We start from the raw sequence: 14,660 nt of genomic DNA, 5'->3' as shown, positions 1-14,660 counted from the left end.
TAAAATAGCGGCATGTTTTAGTTTAGCCTACTCTTTATGGTTTTTCAACTGAACCAATTGCTTTTTTGCTATACCAATTTATAATTTCAGACCTTTGCGTTATAATGAAAGAAAATTAGGGGGTGATAATATGATACTTAAACAAACACACGTATCTCAATCAAAAGCCCATTCAAGTTTGACATAATAAAGTGCTTTGGTTGTTGAAGGATTGCCTTTACGCAAAGTACTTTATCACTTGAATGATAGAGAGGAAATCCATTATGATGAAACAAATACAACCCTATCAATTTAATTTTATTCGCAAACAAGCCAATATTTTACTGCAAGCCCATTTATCTGTAAATGATAAAAATACAATCAAAACACTACAAGCGATCGTTCTTGAGAAAATCAATGAACAGTTTGGTGCGGATAAAGATCAGTTACAGCCATTGCTAGAAGACTTTTTCGAAGCTGCGACTTCTAAACCTAGACTGGAACACTATTTGGAAGGGTTAAAAGAAGCAGTCATTCCGTTTGCTCCGCCTTCAAAACAACAACTGACAAAGCTCTTTAAAAAGACGAAGAAATTGAAAATCCCAGAGTGGGAAACAATGGACTTGCGTGATTATACCTTTTATAGCTGGAATGATAGTGGGAAACAGCAAAAATTCATTATCGCTTCCATCGATGGACAGCTAGTTGGTGTTTCTGGAACGATTTCTCCTACGACGCAAAAAGGCATCTGCCCGATTTGTCATGAAACGTCAGAAGTTTCGATGTTTTTGTCTAAGGTGAAAGAATCTGGTGATGGGATGTATACGAAGCGTGGGAATTATATTTGCTACGATAGTGAGAAATGTAACCATAATATCGAGCGTAGAGAAGAGTTGGAAGCGTTCGTTCAGAATGTGAAGTTTATGAAATAGTTCATAAACAAGCTGAATCATTGTTCTTCTTAAAAAGAGTCTTTATCAACGAACGTTGGCAAAGACCCTTTTTATCTATCTTGTCTCACTCGCTAACAGTATGAATAAAAAAACACAAAGATCAATAAATATTACTATATCTATTGCGAATATCTATGTAAATTTGATATAGTTATAGGTAACTGAATAATTAGAAAACAAGTAGCACTCCTAATACTATCAAATGGAGTGTGATACATGAAAAATAATTGTAAACTCACTTTGGTTTTGGTAAATAAATTACGTGAGGGTCAGAATGAAACAAAGTACACTTATATGTACTTTTTTGCTTAACTATATCAGCGGATTTCCAGCATGGATTTCTGTGATTTTATTTGTTTTGGTATTATTTATGGATATTCCTGCATTAATTATCAGAGAACATCATAAAACTAAAAGAACTAAAATCAGATGTAAAAGCAAAAAAAAGACCAACAAGAAGTTTTCGAAGGCATCTTGTGGTCAGTTAAAGAAATAAGTATGTAATGCAATACTTTTTTTGATACTAAATCAGGAATGCCAACTTGTTTTTGCAAGCCTAATTATTTAGGTTACGTATCAAAATTAGTAGCAAAAGAAGTCTGACGCCAATCAGGCTTTTTTTGTTTCATAATATCTACAAATCAATCTTACCACATGTTTTTATTCATCTCAACTACTTTTGTTTCAGTTTAGCGCATAAAAAGAAGCTTAGACAGTTATTTTTAGCCACGTAAGCATTCGTCCATGAATGAATGTCAAACAACGCAAATAAATCTTAAAAAATCCCATACTTTTATCATATTTGTCCATTTTTTTGGACTCTTTTGATAATTCAAATTCTTTCACAAGTATTCTATTGACTATCCCAACCCCTTTAAGTTAGAATAAATTTACAACATAAAATAAAAAAAGACGCCCTGTCAGAAGACGGTAATCTTCAAAACAGAGCCCTGTATTATCAGCACAAACTAATAATACAAGTTGCCTCGCCAATAATTTCTTATTGACTACCCTTATTGTACTAAAAGTAAGAACGGATTGCCATTCTTTTTTACGTACTCGATCCTGGTAGTGAATGGTTATTTAACGAACGCTTCATGGTATTAGTAGCTGACTAATATCATTTTTTTGTGTTTAAAATCAGGTAATTAGAGCGAAAAACAAAATAAAAAGGCACTCTGTACAAGGGCGGTAACCCAAATACAGAGCCTCATATTATCAGCACAAACTAATAATATAAGTTGCCGAAGTCAATATTTTCATATCGACTCTTTCATTTTACTCAATTTTTGTAAGAAATACTAGTGTTTTTTACAATTCTTGTGTCGATTGAAGCAGTTGGTGGGTATTTGTTGCACTTTTGTACGGTATTAGTTGGTAGCTAATGCCGTCTTTTTTCGCTCTTTTTATACATCGTAAGCACCTTTCTCTCCTTTCAAATACGACTCCTTTCGTATTTGCATTCTACCAACTGGTGCTTACGATCGGGTATCTTCTGAGTGATCGCTACCAGACATTTGTCATTCAATCAAAAAAGGCAGCTGAGTCAATGCGTACAAAATAGGACAGAACACAGAACCAGTAAATAATTTTCAACCCGATTGAAGGATAAAATGTCCCGTTCTACTCTTAAGATAGCCGTACCCTTAATACTTGATTTAGCGGAAAATCAAGTATTGAGTAAAAAATGCGCAAACGACCAGAACTTGCGGATTTCAAGCTGCTGCTTATCGTATTGTCACAACCAACCATTTTTTGCTATCACATGATAAGTAGCTGCTTGTTTTTATCCATTTGACTATTTTCACCGAATCAACCGAACTTCTTCTAATTTATGGACTAATTCTTTCACTTTATTTCTCGCAATCATACATTGTTCCTCTCCATCAAAAAAGGCCAGCTTATTCACTCTGTCCACAGACTGAATGTTGCCAACATTGAGAACATACGAGCGATGACAACGATAAAAACGAGAATCCATCGCTTCGATTTCTTGAAGCTTAGCATAAAATTCCGTGTATCGATTTTTTGTGATCAAGCGGATCTTGTGGGTGATTTCCGTTGTCTCAAAAAATAAAATATCCGCAAAAGGAACTTGAAAATCGGAATGTTGATTTTTAAACACAAATGCATCAGAAGCAACCAACTCTTTTTTATTGGTAAATGCAATCTCCAGACATTCTTCGACACGTTTAGAAAATTCAGTTTCATCAAACCCCTTGTCAATAAAATCCAAAGCAGTCAATTTATATTTGAAGGTAATGGGTAGAAATTCAGAATGAGTAGAAACAAAAATCAATTGTCCAAAAGGGTCCAGCAGTCTGATTTCTTTGGCTAGCTCCAGTCCTGCCTGTTGCTCTCGTTTGATTTCAATATCTAAAAAATAAATATTCGCACCGTTTTGACTATTCGCAATTTCAGCCAGTAATTCTTTGGGTTTCGATGTCGCAATAAGCTTGGTACACATCCAAAGGTTTTGCTTTACGATTCGCTCGATCATTCGTTTTAAGTACTGCTGCTGAAACAAATCATCCTCTAGTATAAAAACATTCATCCTGTTGCTCCTTTCTTCTGAATCACTACTGTGTGCGTAAGATGATTTGCTTGAAACTCTGTCTCTAACGACGCATTAGGATAATTGCCTAAAATATCTTTTACGATCGCTAAGCCTAAACCACGTTGCTCTCCTTTGGTGGAATAGCCTTTAGTAAACATCTTTCGCTTGTCGATCACGGTGTCTCGTGTGGAATTGTTAATAATAATAACTTGCTTATTTGTTTCTTGAATCAAGCAAATCGTCACTTGTTTTTGATCTGAAATACTAGCTGCTTCAATCGCATTATCTAAAAAGATTGAAAGAATCCGAATAAAATCTAATGTATTAAAGTAGGATTCTTCTACCTCATTCAAAATTTCTATATTTACAACAATCTCTTTTTGAAGGGCTGCCAACAGTTTTGCCGAAAGGATTCCCTTTACAGCTGGGATTTTGATTTTCCTAAGCTGTATCAGATCATATTTTTGGTTTTGTAATGATTGTTTCACTTCACTTAAAACATCCGTGTAAATTTCTTTCACCTGTGCCATATCATTTTCTTCGATCCCAGTTTTCAAGCTAGCAATAATGTTCACATAATCGTGGCGAATACTACGGATTTCTCCATATAAAGCTTCAATTTGGGCGGTATATTCCGTTAGATCGTTCAGTTGCATTTCCTTTAGTTTCTCCAGCTGTTCTTTTTGGAGTAGTTGCGTTTTCATATTCAAATAAAACAACAAAATAAGAATAATCACAAAAAAAGCAAAGGTTTTCATCACATTCAATCGGTCTATATTCTGGCTTCTTAGTTCGAAAAAATAACCAATAAACTGAATGGTGCATAAAAGGAACAGTAAGGCATTAATATTGACCAGAATTTTTTTATTGATCTGTTCATAATTTTCTACTAGAAAATCAAAATTGGTTTTGAACAGATGAAGCATCAAGGTATTCATAAAGAATGGTGCCAATTGTAACAATAATGTAATCGGAATATTCGTCGAAAAAAACTTGTCGATTAGTAATTGCACGATATTTCCAATCACGGATAAAATTGTCACGCTGTAAATGGCGTAAAAGGCAGCTAGATGCTTTTTATTCTTTAAATGATGCCGTATTCCTATCACGTAGAAGTATAGGATAATAATTAAATAGAAAAAATAATTCATAAAGGACAACGTAAGAAAGGCCACTAAAAAGAGTCCTACAATTTCCTTCCAGAATAGTGTTGATTTACTGATTTGCTGATAAATCAGCATAAGTGCTACAAGTTGAATCAAAAGTAATACTAGAAGCGTAATACTCGGAATCATTTCGACGTCTCTTTAGACTTGTTCAGCTTTGGATGTGTTGGTTCATAGAAAAAATAAGGACAAACGTAGGAAGTATTGAGCAAATATTTTCGAATTAATTTTTGGATTTTCACATTTTTAATCATTTTTATTTCCTCTTTTCATTAGTTGATAGAAACAGGGATGGATCGTCATTGTTTCAATACCTATGCCTAACAGCATTAGCGTACGTAAATCGGCTACGGGTGTTACATAAGCAAATACTAGTAGGAGGCATGTAACGAATAATGATTTTTGCTTTAATTTTCTGCGTAATACAGCATCCGTTATCGTTCGCTTCTCTGTCCCAGCAGGCGCATAGGTCCAAATAGTCGCACATATCCCCATCGCAAGAATGATAAACAACGATGTGTTCACCGTAACCTGCAATGACTGTACAAGATTAGGAAGCAACATAAAGATAAAAATCGAACTAAGAGTACACCCTTTTGAAGACTGGGCATGCCATCCTCCTGCAAACAGTCGAATCAAAAAATAAGACAAGTGAACAATCAATGTTGTTTGAATAGTCAGAAAAATATAGGAAAAAAGATAAATAGTGATGACTTTCTCTAGATTAATCAGTAACATTTCTAGATTATATACTGCATAGGCAAATTCCTCTGTTGATAAAAAATGATCACAATTGAGTTTCTTTCTAAGAATAAATAATGAAATCGAATGATACATAATTTTCCCTCCTTATGACAATTTAATTATACAAAAGAAAGGAAATGTTTTAGTCATTATATACCCTAAACGGTTCGTTTTCCACCTCAAAATGTTTTCGCCTTGTAGAAAATAATGAAAAATTAGCTTCTCACTTATTGTTTTAGCTTGAAGATGATCAATAATTTACGCCAAATAGACGAAGGAACAGTCGTTATTTGTTGTTCCTTCGTCTGTTGCAACATTTAGTCTCCTAATATTCTAACCAAGATAGACGCAAATTCTGGTAGACACGTCTTGAAATATTACATGTTTCCTGAGGGCTTTCAAAGAAGATGATTGCTCGTTTCTTTTTATCGATTCCTTTGATTGCTTTAGGATTGACTAAGGTCGTTCGATGACAACGAATGAGCGCAGGATATTCTACTTCTAGTTTATCTAATGAGCTATAGATATAGTGACTATTTTTTAAGGTAACGATTTTCAATTTATGCGAATTTTCTGTCGTCTGAATATAGAGAAGTTCACTGAATGGAACCAAAATCGTTTCTTTCTGATTATCAATTAATACACCTTGAACCATTAAAGCTGCTCCTTTCTGTGTTATTCAAAACGCAATGCTTCCAAAGGGACTTTCTTACTAGCTGACCTAGCTGGAAAATAAGCTGCCAATACACCAATCAAAACACTAAAAGCCAATAACACGACGATAATTGCTACATCAAACGTAAAGAACTGAAACTTGATCGACTTAACAGCGTGTTCGATCACTGCATTTAAAGCATAAGAAATTCCTAGTGCAGAAACTAAGCCCAAGACACCACCTGCCAATCCAATCAATCCACCTTCAACAAGAAATAAACGCTGAATGTTCGTAGGTGTCGCACCTAAAGCTTTCATAATACCGATTTCTTTAGTTCGTTCCGTCACACTGATATACAATACAACACAAATCAATAACGTAGAGACAACTAATGAAATCGACGATAGGACGACCAAAATACTTCTGGCAATGTTCAAGTAATTTTTCATTGATGTTAATGTATTATCTTCAGAAGAATAGTTCATTTTCGTTAGTTGTTTCATTAGTCCATCGATACTGTTTAAATTTTTTGGAACAATGGTAAAGTAATTCGTCAGATTTTTGGTGGATTCGTCCTTTTGCATCAGTTGCTGTGCACTTTTATAGGATAGCTCAACTCTTGCTTGATGCTGTTCTTCATCTTTGAAAATACCTATGATCGTAAATTCACTACTTACTACAGGATAGACGGCTGTTGTATCCGCTGTAATCAACTGCGTTTTTACTGTCACTTTTTTATTTAAAGCTTCTGTTGACTGTGTGAATAATTGCTTCGCTATCTCTTCTGACAAAGCGATTTCACCTGGATTTAAAGGAACTTCCCCCAAATCAATATAATTCTCAGAAATAGTTGATTTTTTTGGTGCAATATTGATTGCTTCAGCCTGTAGCTGCTTTTCTCCATACTCTAATTGTGTACGGAAACGGTTCGTTTCATAAACAAGAGCCACATCATCCACTCTCGCTAACTTCTTTTTATCTGAAACAGGCGATAGTTGCTTATCTTCTTTGGAAACAACAAGTGTATTTTCACTCACTCGGTCTGAGGCAATCGTATTCATTTGCTTTGTTAAACCTGCTACTAAAAACGTGATCATCAAAATACCAAAGATTCCTACAGAAGCGCCTAAAGCTGTAATAAATGTTCTTGCTTTCCTTTTTTTCATATTGCTAAACGCCAATTTAAGGGTCGATAACAACGAAAAATTACGAACAGTGTTCACCACTGCTTTTGAATGAGCAACTATCGTTGTTTGCTGTTGGATTTCTTCAATTTTGCCGTCTTTCAAATAGATGATTTGATCAGCAAGTGAGGTATATTTTTTTGAATGCGTGATGACGACCACTGTTTTGCCAGCCTCTTCACTAATTTCTTTTAAAACAGCCATTACTTCATCTGAATTTTTACTATCTAAAGCCCCTGTTGGTTCATCTGCAAGAATGACGTTTGGATCATTGGCTAAAGCTCGGGCAATAGCAATCCGTTGCTTTTGCCCGCCACTTAATTCGCCTGGTCGGTGTCGGCTATACTCTGTCATATGAACTTTTTCTAAAAGAGTTTGCGCTTTTGCCCGCCTTTTTTTCTTCTCTACACCTGCAAGCATTAAGCTGATTTCTACATTTTCCAGAGCAGTCAAATGGTCTAAAAGATTGAAGGATTGAAAAATAAACCCAACATTTTTTTTCCTAAACTCAGCCCATTCCTTTTCTGAATAATCAGTGACTTCTAGATCATCATAGTAAATTTGACCGCTACTTGCCTGATCGATCCCACCAATAATATTCAATAAAGTGGATTTCCCACTTCCGGATTTCCCTGAAATATACGTTAAACCCGAATAGATATCAAAAGAAAGTTCTTTTAAAACGGTTATCGTTTCATCTTTTAGTTGATAACTTTTCGTTACATTTTCAATACGAATCATTTTCTCACCTCTATGGATTATTTAAAACGGAAACAATTGATGCTTTTGCTGCTTTTCTAGCAGGTATGAAGGAAACAATCATGCCTAATAGCACACTAAAGACAAGCATGATGATGATTGTGCCACCATTAAACTCAAGTAATGAGGTAGCAAAGTCTAGTTTGTTTTTTAGTAAGTAATTCGCAATTGTCCCAATCACTAAACTCAACAGAACACCGGTAAATCCACCTAATAAGCTGATCATCGCACCTTCTGTTACAAACAAACGTCGCACATCACTTCTGGCTGCACCAATGGATTTTAAAATACCGATTTCTTTTCTACGTTCGATCACACTAACATAAATCACAATTGCAATCATGATCGCTGCAACGACTAAGGAAATACCTGCTACTAAGCCTAAGAAGACAAAGAGAATGGTGATATACTGTTTGCCTGTTTCGGTATCTTCTTCAGGTGTAACGGAGATGTAGCCCTCTTTTTTTAGTGATTTATTGACTTTTTCACTAGCTACAACAGTATCGAAGAGTAAAATCATTCCCGTTGACTGCTTTGCTGTTAAGTCAAAATCATTCGTTAAAGATTCCGCTAAAGAATGGGAAACATAGGCTAGATTTAGCAGTTCTACGATTTTCTTTCGCGTCACTCCTGAAATGGTTACCTTTCTTTGCGACGTTGGCATCATCTCACTTTTTGACATTAATTGTGTCACTAGCTCGATTTCTTGTCCTATTGCTTTTTCTGCACTGCCGAAAAACTGATCTGCTGTGTCTTCGGGGATAGCTATTTCTGTGTCTTTGATCGGCATTTGCCCACTCTCTAAAATACTTTCATTGTACAAAGAGATATTTTTCTTATCTAAAGCTGTATACAGACTCATGTTTTGGACCTTTTCTCCACTTTTCAAACTCGCTGAAAAAACATAATCAGTTACTGCTTCTTTCACTCCCGGTTGTTTCGCAAGCTCTGCCCTGGTTTCCTCTGAGAGTAATCCGTATCCAGCTTTATTCACCATTAACAATTGGTTGGTTTGATAGATACTAAATTCATTTTCAATATACTTGTTCATTCCTAGACTAAAGAACGAAATCAGTAAGACCGACATGATTCCAATTGAGGCACCCATAGCCGTTAGGAATGTCCGGCTCTTTTTACTGTTGATATTGCGAAAGGCTAGCTTCACAACAGCTGCTAGCGACAATCTTTTTTGCCTTAATTTATTTTTAGCTGATTGGACTGAGCTATTGGTCGCTATCTGTGTTTCATTGATAATCTTCCCATCCGCCAATTCAATGATTTGATCTGCCAGTTCCATATAGTCTTGTGAATGCGTCACGATGATGACCAGCTTTCCTTGTTCAGAAATTTCTTTGAAGAGGGCCATAATGTTATCTGCGTTTTCTGAATCCAATGCACCCGTCGGTTCATCTGCCAAGAGGATTTCTGGATCATTAGCCAAGGAACGAGCAATTGCTACACGTTGTTTTTGTCCACCGCTTAATTGATTTGGAAAATAGTCCCTTTTTTCCCACATATCTACCTTTTTCAATAATGCTTCTGCTTTTGCATTCTGTTCCTTTTCATTAGACTTCCCTAACATTAAACTCAATTTAACATTTTCTAAAATCGATAAGTGGTCGATCAGGTTATACTGCTGAAATACAATCCCCATCTTACTTTGGCGGATCGCAGCCCATTTTTTTTCACTCAAGGTTGCTGTATCTGCTCCAAAAAGGCAGTAGCTGCCTTGATCGATCTGATCCAACCCACCAATAATATTCAGCAGAGTAGATTTGCCACTGCCTGATTCCCCCATTAGGTAAACCAGCCCAGGTTTTGTTATCGTTAGTTGGATATCCTTTAATACTGGAACCGTTTCTTTTTTTAATTTATAGCTTTTGAAAACGGACTTAAGTTCAATCATTACACATTTCACTTCTTTCTATTATTTAGTTCTCTCTCCGTACTTTTACAATCATTCTTAGTAAATAAAAAATCATGGCGAACCCAAGAATACCTTGGAAAATAGTTAACCCTGTGGAAAAGACATTATTGCTTTCAAGTTTTATTTTTGAAATACCTAAAATCATACTAATAATCATTACCGACATAATGACGAGATTCATGATTCCATAAAATTTTATAAGTCCAGCTTTACTTTCTTCATATTTATTAAACAGAACATCTTTTTTCTTGCCTAAAGCTAATTTAATCGACTTGTCATAAAGATTGGGAATATTTAAAAGAGTCGAGAGTATCCAATAGCCATCTAGTTTCGTCACAGGCAAAAGATTGGACAGCATCATGATCAAGTTCCAGCAAATGAATGTATTTAACAACGCATTTGCTCCGCCCATACGGATAGATACCATCACAGATAACGCTGTAATGATAAATTGAACCATTACTCCTGCTAACAATGTAGCCAATGTTTTTCTTTTTTCATTAAATTCTCTGACCCCACTCACATCACAAAATAGCGCTGGTGAACCACAAATAAATAAAAAACCAATTTCTTTCACTTTTCCACCGTGATACTTGCAGACCAAGCCGTGCCCTAGCTCATGACAGAACACTGTTAAAATTGTTCCTGTATAAAGGATCAGAATATTTTTCACTGTTATGTCATAAGAAATATTAGTGAGAATCATTTGGGAATGCAGTCCCCACTCCACAATCCCTCCTAGACAAATAGCACCCAAGATTAAAAGGAACAGTCGGTTAAAGAGCTTATTTTTGAGTAAATGGTCTACGACCCACTGAAATTGATTATCAGGATTGAATACCTTGATTCTGTAATAGAGCCAATTCTTTTTTTCTACTTTTTTCTCCCCTAATACACCTAGCTCTTCCAACGAGTGAATAAAGCGTTCTATTTCCTCGATAGGAACCCCATATTGTTCGGAGATCGCTTCTAGTGAACGTCCTTCCTTTAATTCTGTTAGAACTTTTCCTTCTGAAATACCTAATCGAAAATATTGATCTTCTTTTAGGACAACATAATGATCTTCTTTTTCTGTTATCTGTAAATCAGTCATTTTCATTTTTTCGTCCTCCAATTTTTATTGATACTATGACTTTATCGAATATGTTAAAGGAAGAGAATCGTGTTTCATAAACGGTAATTTTTCCGCCGTGAATGGTTCATTCAAGACAGTTCGCGACAAAAAGCGAACTGTTTGAAGGGAGAGAAGTATTTATTTGAAGAAGCACTGTATAGTTAGTGGTGTAGCAAGGATAACACGTACAAACTTGATAAGATCCGTTGTAAATTGAAAGGAGGATCGTCACATGGGGAGCAATGAATTACTACATTTGTATTCAATTATCTATGAAACTGAATATACAAATATAACGAAAGCGCTAAAAGAAGTCGCAGAAGAAGATGTGTCTACATCATACGTATGCATGAAAAATGAGCGCTCATTTCATCACTTGCCCGTAAAAAATTCTTTAAGCCTCTATTTTATTTACATTCCAACTGTTGAAACATTTATGCGGTTTAGTAAAGAGTTTTTAGCCCATGATAACTATCTGCCTTTACACTTTATCGTGATCTGTTCCAGTCTATCAAAAGAGCTCATGCTGTTGAGTTACAAGTACAAAATAAGAACATTGGCTTTTATTGATTCCGCAAAATCGAAGCAGACTTGTAAACAGGAAATCAGAGAGTGTGTTGATTATGTCAAAGTTATCCAACAACAAGTAGATAAAAAGGAGGGACTAAGATGATGACTTTAGCGCAAGTGGAAAAATTTGAAACAGTAGCAGCTCCAGGGATCGTGGCAAATATTATTGATTTCTGTCACGGACTCGTTGACGGAATCAGAGGTTAATTTGAACCATTAAAGATTAAAAAAAGGAGGAACTAAAATGATGATTTTAACTCAAGTTGAGAAGTACGAAGCAGTCGCAGCTCCAGGGATCGTGGCAAATATTATTGACTTCTGTCATGGACTTGTTGACGGAATTAGAGGTTAATACGACTATTTTTATTAAAAAAAGGAGGGGTTTTCAATGGTCTTAAAGCAAATCGAAAAGTATGAAGAAGTAGCCGCGCCGGGATTTTGGTATAACGTAGGCTATACAATTGGTTCAATTGTAGGAGCTTTCTTTTAAGAAATAGTAGCAATTATTTGAATAAATTTTTATAGAAAGGAGCAAATTATGATGACTTTATCTCGTATCGAAAAATATGAAGAAGTAGCTGCACCAGGTTTTTGGTATAATGTTGGCTATACAGTTGGTTCAATTGTAGGAGCTTTCTTCTAAGAATAAGAAGAAAAAGACACTTTCCATTGTTTGGAAGGTGTCTCAGACTGTAGACGATGTCCTGAAATGGGATGATGTCTACAGTTTTTTCGTTTGTCCTTTTGATACATCGTTCTTATGATGATTTATTATAAGAGAGCACTGAAAACGCTCAACATTAGGATATTTTTCACCTAGGCTATTTATTTTAAACCCATATTTTTGATAAAAGCCTACTGCTTCGTTGTCTGTCTCAGCGATTATCATTGATGGTTTATATACTCTTTTGATAAAATCAATCATTTCACTAGCATTTCTATTCCTCTGATAAGGTTTTCCAACAGCTATATGAGTAATTGTTAATGAGTTTCCGTCGGATATATTAATGCCTATACAACCTACTGCCACATTATTACAACGCTTTACATACAAGTGTTTATTAGAAGGTCCTAAGTAATCTTCCAATATTTTTTCACTATTCTTTTCTGACGTTGCAAGTGTGAGCAATTTTAGTATTTCTGTGTCCATACTATTGATTTTATCGATCATTAATTTACCTCCTGTTAACAGCATTTTTTGAGAATCAGTGATAATTTTTTTCTACCAAGTCAAACATTTCTATTTGTTCTGTTGTTGCAGGTATGTAACTAAAGTCATCTTTTTCTATTAAATAGGGACTATAAAACATTTTCCCTGTTGATTCTTGTAAAAATAATGAGACGAGACCACCATAAGCGAACAAATCATCCCAATGAGGGACAATTTTATATATATTCCCTTTTTTATACAGATAGTCACCCATTTTATGATTTTGTCGCATTTTTCTACCCCCCTTCTATTGATACTTTTGGGAATTAATTATTAATGTACACATTACTACTCTAATTCATTCAATCTTAGTTTATATAGATCTACATACATCCAAAATAAAATAAACGAAAATATTATTGAAGCTACAGCCAAAACAATTAACATTACTTGTATGCCAAAATTTTGTTCTATTGATAAAAAATAATATGGAGCCATTATTTTTTGTATTTCTATATTATTTATAAAAATTACAAGTATCACAAAGATCATAAAGACAGTAGTAAACAATTTCCCAATTTTAAAAAAAAGGATTTCTTTGCTAAATACTTTTTTGATTGTATCATTATGTTCTGTTTTATCTGCTATTCTTTTTGAAAAGATATTAAAGTGACCTTTAATAAGGATACAATAAATGATATCAAAAAATAGAATAAGTACTGTAACAATAGAAAACAATCCAAAATAAGGATTTAAGTATAAACAAATACCAGATAAAATAGTAAATAACCACCACTTGTTTTTTAGCTTGTTCATCATGATCTATCACCCTCTTTCCTATTGTTTTTAAGCAACATCTGATTAAGCTACCTAATTCAAAATGCTATTGTATACAATAATCAATCACATATATATATAAATTGAAAAAGTAATCTCACTGCAGCTGTGCAAAATCACTTTTGACTACTTACTAATTTGTTATAAAATATATGGTTCATTCCTTAGCCTAAAACCATATTTTCGGGATAGGTGAACTCTTATAAAATTTTACATAATATCTTGTAACTCTTTTATCTGCTGTTATTTATTTAGAGAAGCTCAGAATCATTTTTTGGTCCTTCTGGAAAACTTTGAAGAAATTTACTGTGAAACTCATATAAGTCATCAAAATCACTACTGAGACTCGAATAGATACCAATTAACTTAACCATATTTAGTTTAAATTTGTACATATAATTAAGCTCTTCCATGCTCTTAGTCACATCTATACTATTCAACTCTGTCATAATTTCTTTCATATTTTTTAGTTCATCAATAATGTCATCTATCACATCTTCTTTTAAATCATAGACAATGCTCTTTTCTCCTTCTGCAACATCATTATCTATTTTAAATGCTGTTAAATCAATCTTATTACCATTTTTTTCATTTACTTGTTCATACAGTTTTAATAAATCAAGAAAAACTTGCGAGCTTATCGTCATTTTAAAACTCTCCCCATCCCTTTTGCTGTTTTTTCAACATTTATTGATCCATCTAGGTTCAATACTTTTTGGAATCTTCCATTGCTATTAAATACTTCCAAATGATCTTTATGTAACCCATCTAGATAAATTTGATCTCCATTTTTCAATCCATATTCTTTTAGATTTTTATTTCCAACTTTATAAACATTCTGTCCATCCACACGTTTTTTAGTTTTTGAGGTATTCGTCTTAAAATCAAATCCAAAGTCTGTAACAAAAAATTCATCCATGTTATTAACAGACTTCCCAGAGTCATAACTATAACCGTCCCCAAGGTTCCCCCAAGCACTTGTAAACACACCAGTTCCATGACCAGATATTGCTAATCCACTTGCATTAATTGCAGGAACAGCAACTACTCCTGCACCACCTGAAA

The 14,660-nt window shown here is 34.5% G+C and carries 14 protein-coding genes; 2 read left to right on the top strand and 12 right to left on the bottom strand.

The features are described 5' to 3' along the window. Nucleotides 1-263: 263 nt before the first annotated feature. Nucleotides 264-911, top strand: a complete 648-nt coding sequence (locus BCR24_RS03200; RefSeq protein ID WP_069639127.1) for a FusB/FusC family EF-G-binding protein — start codon at nt 264-266, stop codon at nt 909-911. Nucleotides 912-2,736: 1,825 nt separating this feature from the next. On the opposite strand, the gene BCR24_RS03190 is transcribed toward BCR24_RS03200, so the two are convergent. The 7 genes from BCR24_RS03190 to BCR24_RS03160 form a co-directional block, all read right to left on the bottom strand. After that, the gene (locus BCR24_RS03190; RefSeq protein ID WP_069639125.1) at nt 2,737-3,486 is read right to left on the bottom strand and encodes a LytR/AlgR family response regulator transcription factor; all 750 of its coding nucleotides are present in this window, start codon (nt 3,484-3,486) and stop codon (nt 2,737-2,739) included. Next, nucleotides 3,483-4,784, bottom strand: coding sequence for a sensor histidine kinase (locus tag BCR24_RS03185; protein ID WP_069639124.1), 1,302 nt, complete (start codon nt 4,782-4,784; stop codon nt 3,483-3,485). The genes BCR24_RS03190 and BCR24_RS03185 overlap by 4 nt, the downstream gene beginning before the upstream one ends. A 117-nt stretch (nt 4,785-4,901) precedes the next feature. Next, nucleotides 4,902-5,492 carry an accessory gene regulator AgrB gene (locus tag BCR24_RS03180; RefSeq protein WP_069639123.1) on the bottom strand — a complete coding sequence of 197 codons (591 nt, stop codon included), beginning with the start codon at nt 5,490-5,492 and terminating at the stop codon, nt 4,902-4,904. Between the two features lie 232 nt (nt 5,493-5,724). Then, entirely contained in the window at nt 5,725-6,054 is a 330-nt protein-coding gene (locus BCR24_RS03175) for a LytTR family DNA-binding domain-containing protein (RefSeq protein ID WP_069639122.1), read from the bottom strand. A gap of 20 nt (nt 6,055-6,074) precedes the next feature. Continuing rightward, complete coding sequence (locus BCR24_RS03170) at nt 6,075-7,979, bottom strand: ABC transporter ATP-binding protein/permease (RefSeq protein ID WP_069639121.1); 1,905 nt, start codon at nt 7,977-7,979, stop codon at nt 6,075-6,077. A gap of 10 nt (nt 7,980-7,989) precedes the next feature. Beyond that, nucleotides 7,990-9,903 carry an ABC transporter ATP-binding protein/permease gene (locus tag BCR24_RS03165; protein ID WP_069639120.1) on the bottom strand — a complete coding sequence of 638 codons (1,914 nt, stop codon included), beginning with the start codon at nt 9,901-9,903 and terminating at the stop codon, nt 7,990-7,992. Nucleotides 9,904-9,928: 25 nt separating this feature from the next. After that, nucleotides 9,929-11,023, bottom strand: a complete 1,095-nt coding sequence (locus BCR24_RS03160; RefSeq protein ID WP_069639119.1) for a zinc metalloprotease — start codon at nt 11,021-11,023, stop codon at nt 9,929-9,931. Between the two features lie 247 nt (nt 11,024-11,270). Between BCR24_RS03160 and BCR24_RS03155 the strand changes: the two genes are divergently transcribed. Continuing rightward, the gene (locus tag BCR24_RS03155; RefSeq protein ID WP_069639118.1) at nt 11,271-11,711 is read left to right on the top strand and encodes a hypothetical protein; all 441 of its coding nucleotides are present in this window, start codon (nt 11,271-11,273) and stop codon (nt 11,709-11,711) included. A 618-nt stretch (nt 11,712-12,329) separates the two neighbouring features. Here the strand turns inward: BCR24_RS03155 and BCR24_RS03150 are convergent. From BCR24_RS03150 to BCR24_RS17025, 5 genes are all read right to left on the bottom strand, one after another. Beyond that, the gene (locus BCR24_RS03150) at nt 12,330-12,779 is read right to left on the bottom strand and encodes a GNAT family N-acetyltransferase (protein ID WP_069639117.1); all 450 of its coding nucleotides are present in this window, start codon (nt 12,777-12,779) and stop codon (nt 12,330-12,332) included. Nucleotides 12,780-12,813: 34 nt separating this feature from the next. Further along, entirely contained in the window at nt 12,814-13,050 is a 237-nt protein-coding gene (locus tag BCR24_RS03145; protein WP_069639116.1) for a hypothetical protein, read from the bottom strand. Nucleotides 13,051-13,106: 56 nt separating this feature from the next. Next, complete coding sequence (locus tag BCR24_RS03140; RefSeq protein WP_069639115.1) at nt 13,107-13,577, bottom strand: hypothetical protein; 471 nt, start codon at nt 13,575-13,577, stop codon at nt 13,107-13,109. A gap of 269 nt (nt 13,578-13,846) precedes the next feature. After that, on the bottom strand, nt 13,847-14,242 hold the full coding sequence (locus BCR24_RS03135; RefSeq protein ID WP_069639114.1) for a hypothetical protein: 396 nt from the start codon (nt 14,240-14,242) through the stop codon (nt 13,847-13,849). Next, nucleotides 14,239-14,660: hypothetical protein (locus BCR24_RS17025; RefSeq protein WP_244884606.1), on the bottom strand; the 422-nt coding region annotated here is incomplete at its 5' end. The genes BCR24_RS03135 and BCR24_RS17025, both read right to left, overlap by 4 nt.

This window comes from Enterococcus ureilyticus, assembly GCF_001730315.1.
In the GTDB taxonomy this organism is placed as follows: Bacteria; Bacillota; Bacilli; order Lactobacillales; family Enterococcaceae; genus Enterococcus_L; species Enterococcus_L ureilyticus.
Note: the sequence above shows the minus strand (reverse complement) of the source record. Positions and strands in the feature narration are given on the sequence as shown.